This is a genomic window from Streptomyces sp. NPDC051664 (genome assembly GCF_044453545.1).
Lineage (GTDB): Bacteria > Actinomycetota > Actinomycetes > Streptomycetales > Streptomycetaceae > Streptomyces.
Genome location: NZ_JBITCU010000006.1, coordinates 243869 through 257607, shown reverse-complemented (window position 1 = coordinate 257607; position 13739 = coordinate 243869). Strand labels below are relative to the sequence as shown.

Below are 13739 nucleotides of genomic sequence, written 5' to 3'. Positions count from 1 at the left end.
CGGGCATGGCACCCAATATCGCGACCAACACCGCCGTGGAGCTCGATGAGTTGCTGGCGTTCGTACGGCCCCGGCACCGGGCGATCCTGCTGACCACCCGGTCCGACGGCCGCCCCCAGGGCTCACCGCTGGCCTGTGGCGTCGACGACTCGGGCCGGATCGTCGTCTCGACGTACCCCGAACGGGCCAAGACCCGTAACGCGAAGCGGGACGAGCGCGTCAGCGTGATCGTTCTGTCGGACGACTGGAACGGGGCGTGGGTGCAGATCGACGGCTCGGCCGAGGTGATCGATGCGCCCGACTCGGTCGAGCCGCTCGTCGAGTACTTCCGGAACATCTCGGGGGAGCATCCGGACTGGGACGAGTACCGGGCGGCGATGGTGAAGCAGGGCAAGTCGATCATCCGGATCACTCCGGAGCGGTGGGGACCCATCGCCACGGGTGGTTTCCCCGCCCACCTGGCGCCCGGCAACTGACCGCTGTTGCGGGATGAGTGACAACCTTCCGGCGCCGGGCCTGCTCGCCCGGGCCCGGCTGCTGGCCGCACCGGCCGTCGGCGCCTCCGTCGTCCGCGGCCTGGAGCGGATCACCGGCCGCCCCGTGGAACAGGGTTTCTCCGGCACACCGCCGGAGGAACCCTTCATCTGCGTCGGGGCCACGCTGCCGGATGCACTTCGGGGCGGGCCGTTGGTGTGGTTCCACAGCGTGAACGCCGGTACGGACGCCCTGCTCAGCGCCGGACCGTGGCCGTCCGGGGTGCTGCTCACCCGCACGGTGGGCCGTATGGGTGAGCGGATCGCCCAGTACGTACTGGCCTGGGTACTCGCCGGCTGCCAGTCCGTCCCCGAGTTCGCCGCCCAGCACGCACGGGCCGAGTGGCGCCGCATCCCCTCCGAACTCGCCTCCGGGCAGACCGCCGTGATCTACGGGACCGGTCGCATCGGCTCGGCCGTCGCCGGTCTGCTGCGGGCGTGCGGCATCCGGACCGTGGGCGTCGGGCGCGGGGCGCGTACGGCATCGGCGGGCTTCGACCGGGTCGTCGCGGCGGACGACGACGCACAGTCGCTCGCCTCGGCGCGGTGGGTGGTCTCCACGCTGCCGCTGACCCCCGCGACGGACGGTTTCTTCGGGACGGACCGCTTCGCGGGCATGGGCGGAGCCACGTTCATCAACGTCGGCCGGGGCGCGACAGTGGACATGCAAGCACTGGAGACCGCCCTGCACATCGGTGCGGTGGGACGCGCGGTGCTCGACGTACTGCCCGAGGAGCCCGCCGCACCCGGCGACCGGTACTGGCAGCTGCCCCGTACGGTGATCACCTCGCACTCCGCGGGCATCACGGCGGACGAGGACATCGTCATGGACTTCGCCGCGTGCTGGGAGGCGATGGCGGAGGGGCGGATGCCGGACACGGCCGTGGATGTGGGGCGCGGGTACTGAGAGTCCTACCGGGACGGGCAGGATCTCAGCGGCCCCGCATCGCCTCGATGCCCGCGATCAGCAGGTCCAGGGCGAAGGTGAAGTCCCGCTCCCGCATCTCCTCGACCGTGTCGCCGCCGCGGGCCTCCATCAGGTCCTGCGAGGACTCCACGATCCGGCTGAGTTGCGGCTGGGACCGGATCGTGCCCATCGCCTGCTGGAAGAACTCGTCCTGGCTGAGCCCCGCCTCCGTACTGCGCTGCACGAAGTGGCCCTCGATGGTGCCGAATCCGTACACGAACTGGAAGACCGCGGAGAGTGCTCCCGTCTGCCTGCGCAGCGGCAGCCCCGTCGCCCGGATCACATCCTGGACGGCGTACGAGAACAGCATCGAGTGCGGGCCGATGTTGAGGAAGTGACCCGCGAGCGGCGACACCCAGGTGTGCCGGACCAGCAGTTCCCGGTAGGTGGTGGCCAGTTCGCGCAGTCGGTCGTGCCAGTGCGCCTCCTCCTGGGGAGGAGCGATCTCGCTGTAGACCGAGTCCAGGGCCAGCTCCAGCAGGTCGTCCTTGGTCTCGACGTACCAGTAGAGGGACATCGCGGTGACGTCCAGCTCGGCGGCGAGCCGGCGCATGGAGAATTTGGCGAGGCCCTCGGCGTCCAGCAGCCGGACCGTTGCCGCGGTGATCTTCTCGCGGTCGAGTCCGGCCGGCTGATCGGCCCTGCGGGTGCGCGAGGGTGCCCGCTGGTCCAGCCAGACGCTGGTCCGGGCACGGTTTTTCACACGGTCGGCCGCGGATGCCATGGCGCACTCTCCTCGTCTTGCCGGCGGGACGGACACGATCCGTACCCTGTGCGCAGTAGCCGGATTCATACGGTCCGGTACGCCCCGCCTGATGCTAGGCCGCCGCCGCGGCCGAGTCTGCCTGAGCCGATTCTGCCCGCTCCGCCCGCCGCAGGAGTACGGCGGCGAGCAGACCGCCGGCCAGCACCGCCACCGCTCCCACCAGCTGACTCGTCTCCAGGCCCGAGGCGAAGGCGTCGGTGATCCGCTGCCGCTCCCCGTCGCCGGTCGCCGCGGCGACGGCGGCGGGCAGCGAGGCGGCGCCGACCGCCGCCGGCACGATGGCGGCGAACCGGGAGTTGAGGACGGCACCGAGCACCGCGACCCCGAGCCCGTTGCCGCATTCGGCCAGGGTGCCGTTGAGCCCGGCTCCCACGCCCGCCTTCTCCGGCGGAATGGCGCTCATGATCGCGTTGGCCATGGCGGGCATGGCGAGGGCGATGCCCGCGCCCATCACGACCAGGCCCAGCAGCATGCCGCCGTAGCCGTTGCCGCCGAACAGGGCGATTGCGGCGAGGCCCGCGGCCAGCAGACTCATCCCGGCGGCGATGGTGGCGGGCGTGCCCAGCCTGGGCACCAGCCTGGCGCCCAGGCCCGCGAGGTTGAGCACGACGACACTCAGCGCCAGCGGAGCCGTACGCAGGCCTGCCTCCAGCGGCTCGTAGCCAAGGACGAACTGGAGCTGCTGGGTGAGCAGGAACAGCGAGCCACCCATCCCGAACGCCACCAGGATCGCGCCGGCGGCCGCCCCGATGAACTTCTGGTTCCGGAAGAAGTGCATGTCCAGCATCGGGTACGGGATGTGGAGCTCCCACAGCACGAAGCCGGTGAGGACGGCGACCCCGGTGAAGGCCGTGAGCAGGACCCGGCCCGAGGCCCAGCCGTGGGCCGGGCCGGAGATGATCGCGTAGACGACAGCGGCCATACCGACGGTGGAGAGCAGCGCCCCGAGCAGGTCGGGACGGTCGCCGCTCGGGTTCTTGGACTCGGGAACGAGCCGGACCACGGCGACCAGGCCGATGACCGCGACCGGAATGTTGACCAGGAAGATCGCGCCCCACCAGAAGTGGTCGAGCATGACCCCGCCGATCAGCGGCCCGACGGCGAAACCGAGCGAGTTGACGGTGGACCAGATGCCGATCGCCTTCACGCGCTCGGCGTCGTCGAAGATCTGGACGACGACGGCCAGGGTCGTGGTGATCAGCAGCGCTCCGCCGATGCCCATGCCCGCACGGGCGGCGATCAGTTGCGCGGACGACTGGGCGAGCCCCGCCACCAGAGAACCGATACCGAACAGGACGAGGCCCGCGAGCAGCATCTTCTTGCGGCCGTAGCGGTCGGCGGAGCTGCCGGCGGTGAGCAGCAGACCCGACTGGACGAGCGAGTAGGCGTTGATCATCCACTGCACATCGGCGGTGGACGCGTCCAGCTCCCGGGTGAGGGAGGGGATCGCCACGTTGAGGACCGTGTTGTCGAGCAGCACGGTGAGCTGGGCGAGGCAGATGACGCCGAGGATCATCCAGCGCTGCGGGTGGCCTGGGGACGTGAGCCGGTTCTGGGCGGCTGCGGTCGCCGTCATGCGGGCTCCTTGAGCTCCTGGAGTTCTTATACGGTGTACGGGAGAATCGTTGTACACCGTAAGGCAACCCGCATACGGTCTACAAGCAACTTTCGCGCGGTACCGTGCTCGGCACTGATCCGAAAGGAAGCCGACTAGCACCGGGAGTGGCATGTCACTGCGTCGCCGTACGGCGGAAGTCCTGATCGCTGCGGGCCTGTTGGGGATGGCCGCCGTCCCGCCCGCCGGAGCTGCCGGAGCCGCCGGGCACGGCCATTCGGTGCCCCTGCGCGTCGCCACGTACAACATCCATGCGGGCGCCGGCATGGACAACGTCTTCGATCTGGACCGGCAGGCTGCGGAACTGCGCGCACTGGACGCCGATGTGATCGGGCTTCAGGAGGTGGACGTCCACTGGGACACCCGCAGCCAGTGGCGGGATGTCGCGGGCGAGCTGGCCGAGCGGCTGCACATGCGGGTGTCGTTCGCCCCGATATACAGCCTCGATCCCACGACACAGGGGGCGCCACGGCGTGAGTTCGGCGTCGCGGTGCTGTCCAGGTACCGGATCGTGAGCGCCGAGAACCACGAGATCACCCGGCTCTCCACCCAGGTCCCCGACCCCGTGCCGGCGCCCGCGCCCGGCTTCGGCGAGGTGGTCGTACGGGTGAAGGGGATGCCCGTGCATGTGTATGTGACGCACCTCGACTACCGCGGCGACCCGTCCGTCCGGATCGCACAGGTGGCCGACACCCGGCGCGTCATGGCGGAGGACGAGGGGCGGAAGGTACTGCTCGGCGACTTCAACGCGGAGCCGGGCTCCCCGGAACTGGTCCCGCTCTGGGAGGAGCTGGCCGATGCAGAACCGGGCGCGCCGACCTACCCCGCGCTGAACCCCGTGAAGCGGATCGACTTCGTGGCCGTGTCCAAGGACGGCGTACGGGTACGCGACGCGGCGGTGGCCGAGACACTTGCCTCGGACCACCGCCCGGTTGTCGCCGATCTGCTGCTGCTCCGACACTGACGGCCGGTTCGGATCAGCTCTTGGGCCGGGTCAGGTCGTAGAAGGTCGATCCGCCGGCGGTGACCTTCTCGAAGGTGTCCTCGACCCACGAGCTGATCTTGGACGAGGTGCCGCTGTCGCCGCCCATCCCGCCCGCGCCGCTCGAAATGAAGTAGTGGATCCTTCCGTCCTCGACGTACTGCTTGAACTGGGCGAGCGTCGGGGACGGGTCACTGCCGTTGAAGCCGCCGATCGCCATCACCGGTTCGCCGGTGGCGAGTTGGTAGCCGGCTGCGTTCTGCGAGCCGATGGCCGCGGCTGCCCAGGTGTAGGCCTCGGCGTTCTTCTCCAGGAGTTTCTTGGCCTGCGAGCTGACCGACGAGCCGTTCAGCAGACCGCCCATGCCGCCGCCTCCCCTCATGCCGCTTTCGGCCATGCCGCCAGGGCCGCCGCCCGGCATGCCGTTCTGCTGAGTGCCCTGGCCCTGAGCCTGCCGGCTGCCGCCCGGAAAGCCGCCCTGGCCGCCGGTCGGCGGCCGGCCCATGGCGCCGCCCTGCTGACTGGCCCTGCTGTTCTGACCGTTCTGGCTGTTCTGGCTGTTCTGGCTGTTCTGGCTGTTCTGGCTGTTCTGGCTGTTCTGGCCCGGAGGCTGCATTCCGCCACCACCCCCGGGACCGCCCCGGCCGCCACCGCCCATCGTGCTGGCGCCCGACGGGCCGGCCGTGACGATCGAGCCCTGGTGCCCGGTGTTCAGCGTGCTCAGGGTGTACGCCGTCGGCCCGGCCAGCGATGCGACGAAACCGATCCCCACCGCGGCGAACGCCAGCCGACGCCCGGCCCGGGCCGCCGGCAGCAGAGCCGCCGCGCCCACAAGACCGCCGATGAGGACGGCCCAGCGCAGCCACGGCAGGTAGTCCGGGGTCCGCCCCAGCAGCACGTACGACCACACCGCCGTGACAGCGACCGTGGCGCCGAGCACTCCGCTCGCCGCCCACTTGGCCCGCTCCTCCCACAGGACCGTGACACCCATGCCGACGAGCGCCGCGATGTAGGGCGCCAGGGCGACCGTGTAGTACTGGTGGAAGATACCGGCCATGAAACTGAAGACGACCGCGGTCATCAGCAGCGAGCCGCCCCAGGCGAGGAAGGCCGCGCGGGCGGTGTCCGTCCGCTTCGCCTTCCAGGTGACCCAGATGCCCGCGACGAGCAGGATCAGCGCGGCGGGCAGCAGCCAGGAGATCTGGCTGCCGATCTCGGAGTTGAACATCCGGTCGATGCCGGTCTCGCCCCATTGGCCGCCGGACTGACCACCGCCACCGCCTCCGACGCTGCCGGTCTCGTCGCCGCTGATCCGGCCGAGCCCGTTGTAGCCGAAGGTCAGTTCCAGGAAGGAGTTGTTCTGCGAACCGCCGATGTACGGGCGGGAGGAGGCGGGCCAGAGTTCGACGATCGCCACCCACCAGCCACCCGCGACCACCATCGCGAGCGCCGACAGCCCGAGTTGGCCGAACCGCTTCCGTACCGTCGTCGGCGCGCACACCGCGTACAGCACGGCCAGCGGCGGCAGGATCAGGAACGCCTGCAGGGTCTTCGACAGGAACGCGAGACCGACCGCGCCCCCGGCCCACACCAGCCACTTCGTCCGGCCGTTCTCCAGCGCGCGCAGCACGCAGTAGACGGTCACGGTCATCAGCAACGCGAGCAGCGCGTCCGGGTTGTTGAAGCGGAACATCAGCGCGGCCACGGGCGTGAGCGCGAACACCGCCATCGTGATCAGTCCGGCAGCCGCGCCGAACCGGCGGCGTACCGCCGCGTACAGCACCCCGGCCGTCGCCACCCCCATCATCACCTGCGGAGCGAGGATCGCCCACGAGCTGAGGCCGAAGATCCGCACCGACAGGGCCATCGGCCAGAGCGTGGCCGGGGGCTTGTCGACGGTGATGGCGTTCGCCGCGTCCAGCGAGCCGAAGAAGAACGCCTTCCAGCTCTGACTGCCGGCCTGCACGGCGGCGGAGTAGAAGGAGTTGGCGTAACCGGAGGCGCTGAGATTCCACAGGTACGCCAGCGCAATGGCCAGCAGCAGGGCGAGGAAGGCGGGCCGTGCCCAGCGCGGATCCTCGGGCCTGCCCTTCCGTACGCGCCGCAGGAACCGCTCGTCCGCAGCCGGTACGGCCGTGGTCGGCGGTGCCGGAAATCGGTCGGTGGGGTGCAGGGTGGTCATCGGACGTTCCCCAGTTCGTGGTGAGTGTCGTCGGCGTGCCCGGCCGCGGGGGCCCGGTCCGGGAAGACCCAGGCGCGCAACAGCAGGAACCGCAGCACCGTCGCCGCGAGGTTGGCCGTGATCAGCACGGCGAGTTCCGTGCCGTGCGAGGGCGATCCGGACGCCGCGCCCAGCGCCGCGAGCGAGCCACTGGTCAGTGCGAGGCCGACGGCGAAGACGACGAGGCCCTGCGCCTGATGGCGTACCGCGCCGCTCCGGCCGCGTACGCCGAAGGTGAGCCTCCGGTTGGCTGCCGTATTGGCGACGGCCGACACCAGCAGCGCACCGCCGTTGGCGATCTGCGGGCCGGCGCCCAGTCGGAGGAGCGAGTACAGGGCGAGATAGAAGAGCGTGGAGAGCGCGCCCACGACGCAGAACCCGACCAGTTGCCGGGCCAGGCCGCCCGGCACCCCGCTCAGTCCGCGGTCGCGCGGATCGTCCCCGAAGGGCCGGGCGAGACGGTCCAGCGGCAGTGCCCCGACGGCCAGCGCCCGGCCCACCCGCCACACACCTTTCAGGTCCTCGGTAGCCGTCCGCACGATGTGGACCGTGGAGTCGGGGTCGTCGACCCAGTCCACCGGAACCTCATGGATGCGCAGCCCGGCGCGCTCGGCGAGGACCAGCATCTCGGTGTCGAAGAACCAGCCGGTGTCCTCGACCATCGGCAGCAGGCGCTGCGCTACGTCCCGCCGAATGGCCTTGAACCCGCACTGCGCGTCGCTGAACCGCGCGGCCAGCGACGACCGGAGGATGAGGTTGTAGGCCCGCGAGATGAACTCCCGCTTCGATCCCCGCACGACACGCGAACTGCGGGCCAGTCGCGATCCGATGGCCAGGTCCGAATGCCCGGAGATCAGCGGTGCGACGAGCGGGAGCAGAGCGTTGAGGTCGGTGGAGAGATCGACGTCCATATAGGCGAGGACCGGGGCGTCCGACTGTGACCAGACGGTACGCAGCGCCCGTCCGCGCCCCTTCTCCTCCAGCCGGTACGAGCGGCACCGCGGGAGGATCGCCGCCAGCCGGGCCGCCACCTGGGGTGTGCGGTCGGTGCTCGCGTTGTCGGCGACGGTGATCCGGAAGGCGTACGGGAAAGTACGCACCAGATGGTCGTGCAGGCGCAGCACACAGGTTTCGAGGTCCTTCTCCTCGTTGTAGACGGGTACCACCACATCGAGGACGGGGGCATCTGCCGCGTCGACCGCTCCGGCCAGGAGATGCTCCCGGGCCGGCAAGGTGCTCCAGGAAGAGTCGGTTCGCATGTCATCGACAGTCGCCAACCCCGCTGTCACACCGGTGTGATGGACCTGTGGTTGTGCTGTGAGTCGGTACGGACCGGCGGAACAGCAGGCAGATGGACGGCGAAGACCGTGCACCCCGGCACCGACCGCACCTCCACCCGGCCGCCGTGCGCGGTGACGACAGCCTGCACGATGGCCAGGCCGAGCCCGGTGGAACCCGCGCTGCGCGAGCGCGACGCATCGCCTCGCGCGAACCGTTCGAAGACATGCGGCAACAGCTGCGCCGGGATTCCCGGCCCGTCGTCCTGCACCTCCAGCGTCACCCACGGATGAGTGGCCCCGGCGCGTACGCGCGCGGTGACGGTGGTGCCGGGCGGGGTGTGCGTACGGGCATTGGCCAGCAGATTGACCAGCACCTGGTGGAGCCTCGTCGGATCGGCGTGCACGGTCGCGGGTTCGTCGGGCAGCTCGAGCCGCCAGTGATGACCCCGCTGCCCGGCTGCGCGGGCATCGCTCACCGCGTCGACGACGATCGGTGACAGATCAGTGCTCTCGTACGAGAGCGGGCGCCCGGCATCGAGGCGGGCCAGGAGCAGCAGATCTTCCACCATGCCCGTCATCCGCTCCGCCTCGGACTCGATCCGCCCCAGCGCGTGCCGGGTGTCGGGACCGGTCTCCTCACGTCCGCGCCGGGTCAGTTCGGCGTAGCCGCGGATCGAGGCCAGCGGCGTCCGCAGCTCATGGCTGGCGTCCGCGACGAACTGCCGTACCCGCATCTCGCTCTCCTGGCGCACCGCCAGCGCCGAACCGACATGTCCCAGCATCCGGTTGAGCGCCGCGCCCACCTGCCCTACCTCGGTCCGCGGATCCGCCTCGGCGGCCGGTACCCGCTCCAGGGGTGCCACCTCACCGCTGTGCAACTGGAGTTCGGAGACCCGGGTGGCGGTCGCGGCGACCCGGCGCAGCGGCCGCAGCGCGACCCCGACCATGGCGGCCCCGGCGATCCCGGCGGCGATCAGCCCGGCCCCGGTGACACAGACCTCGACGAGGATCAGGGTGGTGAGGGCGCCTCGCACCTCGGCGGCGGGGATGCCGACGAGGACGGTCGTCGTCCCGTCCGCCCCCTCGACGGCCTTCACCCGGTACGAGCCGAGTCCAGGCAGATCAACGCTGCGCGCCGTCTCCCCGACCTCGATGTCCGCCGCCTCCAGGGCCTTCTCCTCCGCCCCCTTCAGCGGCCTCTCACCGGCCGCGTCGCTCTGCTCGAGTGCGGCGGAGTTCTCCTGGACCACGCTCGACGCAGTGATCGAGCCGTCCACGGACACCGCGCCGAGCGTGCCGAAAGGCTGCCCGCGGGCATCTATGAAGGCCAGTGGATCGTCGTCCGGGCCGTCGGCGGGCAGCGGCCGGCCACCCGCGCCGACGCCGACGCCCGGCGGCGGCTTCGAGGCCCGCATGGCGATGGAGCGCAGCTGGTCGTCGAGCTTGCCGTACATGTAGCTGTGGAAGGCGATGGTGGTGACCGAGCCGATCACCGCGGCCACCACGGCGATGAGCGTCACCGCGGACACCACCAGCCGGGTCCGCAGCGTCCACGGCCCCTTTCCCCACCGCTCTCCCCGCCGTCGCGCCCGACGGCCCAACGGGCTACTCACCGGGCTTGATGAGATATCCGGCCCCGCGCCGGGTGTGGATCATCGGCGTCCGTCCGGCGTCGATCTTCTTGCGCAGATACGAGATGTACAGCTCGACGACGTTCGCCTGCCCGCCGAAGTCGTAGTTCCACACCCGGTCCAGGATCTGCGCCTTGCTCAGCACCCGTCGCGGATTGCGCATCAGGAAGCGCAGCAGCTCGAACTCGGTCGCGGTGAGGTGGATGGAGGTCGTCCCCCGGCTCACCTCATGGCTGTCCTCGTCGAGCACCAGGTCACCGACGACGAGCGTCGACTCGCTCCGTACCGTCGCCGTCCCGGACCGCCGGATCAGCCCGCGCAGCCGCGCCACGACCTCCTCCAGGCTGAACGGCTTCGTCACATAGTCGTCGCCGCCCGCCGTGAGTCCGGCGATCCGGTCCTCCACCGAGTCCCGTGCGGTCAGGAACAGCACGGGGACCTCGGAGAGGTCCCGGCGAAGCTTGCCGAGCACCGAGAGCCCGTCGGTGTCGGGCAGCATCACATCGAGGACCACCGCGTCCGGCCGGAAGTCGCGCGCCATGCGGACGGCACTCGCACCGTCCCCGGCGCTGCGCACCTCCCAGCCCTCGTAGCGCAGGGCCATGGACAGCAGCTCGGCGAGCGGCGCCTCGTCGTCCACGACCAGCACGCGGACGGGATTGCGGTCCGGCCTCAGCAGTTCGGTACGCCCCTGGGGCGTGGTCGTCGTCATGCCTCGACCCTGTGAGACGCCTCTGAGAGGGTTCTTTCCCGATCCTGTGAATTCCCTGAGAAACCAGGAAGCGCGGGCTCAGCTCCGGTCGAACATCGCGTGCGCGTTCCCGTAGCAGACCGCCCGCAACCAGTCGTCCCCCAACTCCAGCCGCTCCAGGGCATGCAGCTGGTGCACGTACGGGTACGGAATGTTCGGGAAGTCCGTCCCCAGCAGGATCCGGTCCCCGAGATCGGCAAGCCGCCCCCGCTCCGCCACCGGGAACGGCGTGCGGTCCTCCGAGAAGTCCGTGAACGCCATCGTCGTATCGAGCCGCACCTCGGGGTACGCCTCCGCCAGCGCCAGGAACTCCGCGTACTCGGGCATCCCCATGTGTGCCACCACCAGCCGCAGCCGCGGATGCCGGGCGAGCATCCGGCCGACTGGCTCGGGCCCGGTGTACTTGCCGGGCGCGGGACCGGACCCGCAGTGCATCACGACCGGGACCGCGGCCTCCGCGAGCAGCCCCCAGACCGGTTCGAGCAGTGGATCGTTCGCGTCGTACGCCCCGACCTGAAGGTGCGACTTGAAGATGCGCGCCCCCGCCTCGACCGCCTCGCGGACGTAACGCTCCACGCCCTCCTCGGGGAAGAGGGTCGCGGTGTGCAGACAGTCGGGTACCCGCCGCGCGAAGTCGGCCGCCCAGCCGTTCAGCCAGGCCGCCATCCCCGCCTTGTGCGGATAGAGCATCGAGGTGAACCGCCGCACGCCGAAGGACCGGAGCAGCGCGAGCCGTTCGTCCTCGTCGTGCCGGTAGGCGATCGGCCACTCCGTCCCGGTCAGCGGACCCGCGGAGTCGAAGTACGCCCACACCTTGCGGAGCACCTGCTCCGGCATGAAATGCGTATGGACATCGATGAGTCCCGGCAGCCCGAGCCGTTCCCAGAACCGCACCACGTCATCGCTGCCGCCACTCACCGCGCACTCCTCGTCCGCCCCGACCTGTCCCGAACTGATCACCGACGATCTCAGAAGAGCCCGTCCTGCACGCCGCCGCCCCCGATATCGATCACCGGCACCGACACCCCCGACCGCGCATCGGCCCCCACCAGCTCCCATCCGGCCATAAGCCGGGTGTCCAGCACGACCACCCCGTCCGCGGCCGCCAGATGCAGATCGGGCCCGGCGGCCGCGACCAGCCGCCCCGCGACCACCCCGCCGTCCGTCAACTCGGTCACCGCCCGCGCCACTTCGACCGGGCCGTCGAGCCCGAACAACCCCGTGTGATCGACGGGCTCGCACGGCAGCCGCTCCAGCGCCTGCGGCCACCCGCCTCCCTCCCGCTCCAGCGCGGCCGCCCGCCCGTACAGCCCCTCGACCTCCGCGACCCGTTCCGCCGCCCCGGGCAGCGCGGCCCGCACCGCACGCTTGCGCGCGTACGGGATCCGGTCCGGTACCCCCAGCGCCGACCGCAGCAGTTCCTCGGTACGCCGCGCCGCCATCAGCGGCCCGCGCCCCAGCCAGCTGTAGACCACGGCCCCCTGCTCCCTCAGCCGCGCCGCACCCCGCTCCTCGGCGGTGATCCCGACCTTCACCATGGAGGGCCCGAACCAGGCGATATAGACGCGGTACGTCCGCGGGTCGTCGGCAATCGTGTCGGCGGCCACCGAATGCGCCCGGTCCAGCCGCGCGCACTCCGGGCACCGCGCCCCCGTACTCCGCCCGGACACCACGGCCCCCAGCGGACATACATTCCCCCGAGCGCCCACGCAGTGCCGCTCACCGCCGGCGCGGAACCCGAGCTCCTTCCCGTACACAAGGACACTCACCCGCGTCGAACCGGCCTCTTGCTTCGCCCGATCCGTCGCCCCGCCCTTCTGCCACCCCAGGACCGGCCCCTCCTGGGGCCATCGCAACCCGGTGCAGTGCCAGCTCATGCCTGCGATCGTAACGAGGCTCCGCGCCGGGGCGGAGATCCGGATGAACAGGCGGCGAGCGGAAGGACGATCAGCCGGGTGCCAGGCGATGCGGGGCCCCGCATCATGCCATGCATTGCTCCAGGGAGGATGAACGGGTGATGGTGGGGCCGACACGGGTCTGCACAGCGAGATGAACCCGCCCCGTGTGTACTTTTGGTGACCGTTCACTTGCACTGAGTTATCGAATTCGGGCAATGCAGAGGCACGGAGGGTACGGATCCATGCACAAGCTTCAGCAGTTCGCGATCGCCGCTCTGACGGTCGGGAGTCTGGCCACCCTTGGCGCGGGAAGCGCCCACGCCGACGACCGAGGCGTCCCGGCTTTCTCCCTCTACGGCATCAGCATGGCGGCTGGGCAGACACCGCAGGCTGAGCTCCCGAGCATGATGGCCGGGCAGACACCGCAGACGGAGCTCCCGAGCATGATGACCGGGCAGACACCGCAGACGGAGCTCCCGAGCATGATGACCGGGCAGACACCGCAGACGGAGCTCCCGAGCATGATGACCGGGCAGACGGAGCTCCAGGAGGCACTCCAGACGAGGGCGGAGCCGAAGCCGAAGCCAAAGCCCCAGGCGGCATCTCAGGAGAAGCCGAAAAAGCCGGCAGACGGCTGCACGCCGCCCACTCCCGCAACGCCGGCCACCCCCGAGACCCCGGCTACCCCGACCATCCCGGGCACACCCAACACCCCCAACACCCCCAACACCCCGAACACTCCGAACACCCCGAACACACCAGGGTGCTGTTGAACCTCAACGGGCCGCTTGTGAACCTCAACGGGCCGCTTGGCTCTTAGCATCACTCGACGACGCTGCGCAGTGTAGGCACTGCACAGCGTCGTCGAGTGTTTTCAGATCGTCACTGCGGGGTGTTCGGAGAGTTCGGGGTGTTCGGAGTGTTGAAGCCGCCGATCTGACCCGTGTTGGGGGTGTTCGGCGTGTTCGGGGTGTTCGGGGTGTTCGGGTTGTTGAGCCCGCCGATCTGACCCGTGTTGGGGGTGTTCGGCGTGTTCGGGGTGTTCGGGGTGTTCGGGTTGTTGAGCCCGCCGATCTGACCCGTGTTGGGGGTGGT

At 70.3% G+C, this 13739-nt stretch carries 12 protein-coding genes and 1 pseudogene; 4 read left to right on the top strand and 9 right to left on the bottom strand.

Going from position 1 to position 13739, the window contains the following annotated elements:
- Positions 1 to 5 precede the first annotated feature (5 nt).
- A complete protein-coding gene (locus tag ACIA8E_RS14670) occupies positions 6 to 476 on the top strand; it encodes a PPOX class F420-dependent oxidoreductase (RefSeq protein WP_327125803.1) in 471 nt (156 codons plus the stop codon).
- Positions 477 to 489: 13 nt separating this feature from the next.
- A complete protein-coding gene (locus ACIA8E_RS14665; protein WP_399297971.1) occupies positions 490 to 1440 on the top strand; it encodes an NAD(P)-dependent oxidoreductase in 951 nt (316 codons plus the stop codon).
- A gap of 25 nt (positions 1441 to 1465) precedes the next feature.
- Here ACIA8E_RS14665 and ACIA8E_RS14660 read toward each other — a convergent pair whose 3' ends face one another.
- Both ACIA8E_RS14660 and ACIA8E_RS14655 read right to left on the bottom strand, forming a co-directional pair.
- Positions 1466 to 2224 (bottom strand): TetR/AcrR family transcriptional regulator, encoded by a 759-nt coding sequence (locus tag ACIA8E_RS14660; protein ID WP_399297969.1) that lies wholly within the window; start codon positions 2222 to 2224, stop codon positions 1466 to 1468.
- Between the two features lie 94 nt (positions 2225 to 2318).
- Complete coding sequence (locus tag ACIA8E_RS14655; protein ID WP_399297967.1) at positions 2319 to 3842, bottom strand: MFS transporter; 1524 nt, start codon at positions 3840 to 3842, stop codon at positions 2319 to 2321.
- A gap of 151 nt (positions 3843 to 3993) precedes the next feature.
- Between ACIA8E_RS14655 and ACIA8E_RS14650 the strand changes: the two genes are divergently transcribed.
- Entirely contained in the window at positions 3994 to 4845 is an 852-nt protein-coding gene (locus tag ACIA8E_RS14650) for an endonuclease/exonuclease/phosphatase family protein (RefSeq protein ID WP_399297965.1), read from the top strand.
- A gap of 13 nt (positions 4846 to 4858) precedes the next feature.
- On the opposite strand, the gene ACIA8E_RS14645 is transcribed toward ACIA8E_RS14650, so the two are convergent.
- The 6 genes from ACIA8E_RS14645 to ACIA8E_RS14620 form a co-directional block, all read right to left on the bottom strand.
- Entirely contained in the window at positions 4859 to 7045 is a 2187-nt protein-coding gene (locus ACIA8E_RS14645; protein WP_399297963.1) for an ArnT family glycosyltransferase, read from the bottom strand.
- A complete protein-coding gene (locus ACIA8E_RS14640; RefSeq protein ID WP_399297961.1) occupies positions 7042 to 8343 on the bottom strand; it encodes a glycosyltransferase in 1302 nt (433 codons plus the stop codon). Before ACIA8E_RS14640 ends, ACIA8E_RS14645 begins: the two co-directional genes overlap by 4 nt.
- 26 nt (positions 8344 to 8369) lie before the next feature.
- Entirely contained in the window at positions 8370 to 9977 is a 1608-nt protein-coding gene (locus ACIA8E_RS14635; RefSeq protein ID WP_399297959.1) for an ATP-binding protein, read from the bottom strand.
- The gene (locus tag ACIA8E_RS14630) at positions 9970 to 10707 is read right to left on the bottom strand and encodes a response regulator transcription factor (RefSeq protein WP_399297957.1); all 738 of its coding nucleotides are present in this window, start codon (positions 10705 to 10707) and stop codon (positions 9970 to 9972) included. Before ACIA8E_RS14630 ends, ACIA8E_RS14635 begins: the two co-directional genes overlap by 8 nt.
- A gap of 78 nt (positions 10708 to 10785) precedes the next feature.
- The gene (locus ACIA8E_RS14625) at positions 10786 to 11664 is read right to left on the bottom strand and encodes an amidohydrolase family protein (protein WP_399297955.1); all 879 of its coding nucleotides are present in this window, start codon (positions 11662 to 11664) and stop codon (positions 10786 to 10788) included.
- A 50-nt stretch (positions 11665 to 11714) separates the two neighbouring features.
- Positions 11715 to 12623, bottom strand: coding sequence for a DUF2797 domain-containing protein (locus tag ACIA8E_RS14620; RefSeq protein WP_399297953.1), 909 nt, complete (start codon positions 12621 to 12623; stop codon positions 11715 to 11717).
- Positions 12624 to 12886: 263 nt separating this feature from the next.
- Here ACIA8E_RS14620 and ACIA8E_RS14615 point away from each other — a divergent pair, with 263 nt between their 5' ends.
- A complete protein-coding gene (locus tag ACIA8E_RS14615) occupies positions 12887 to 13417 on the top strand; it encodes a hypothetical protein (RefSeq protein WP_399297951.1) in 531 nt (176 codons plus the stop codon).
- A gap of 109 nt (positions 13418 to 13526) precedes the next feature.
- Here ACIA8E_RS14615 and ACIA8E_RS14610 read toward each other — a convergent pair.
- A pseudogene (locus ACIA8E_RS14610) lies at positions 13527 to 13739 on the bottom strand (hypothetical protein); the annotation flags it as partial.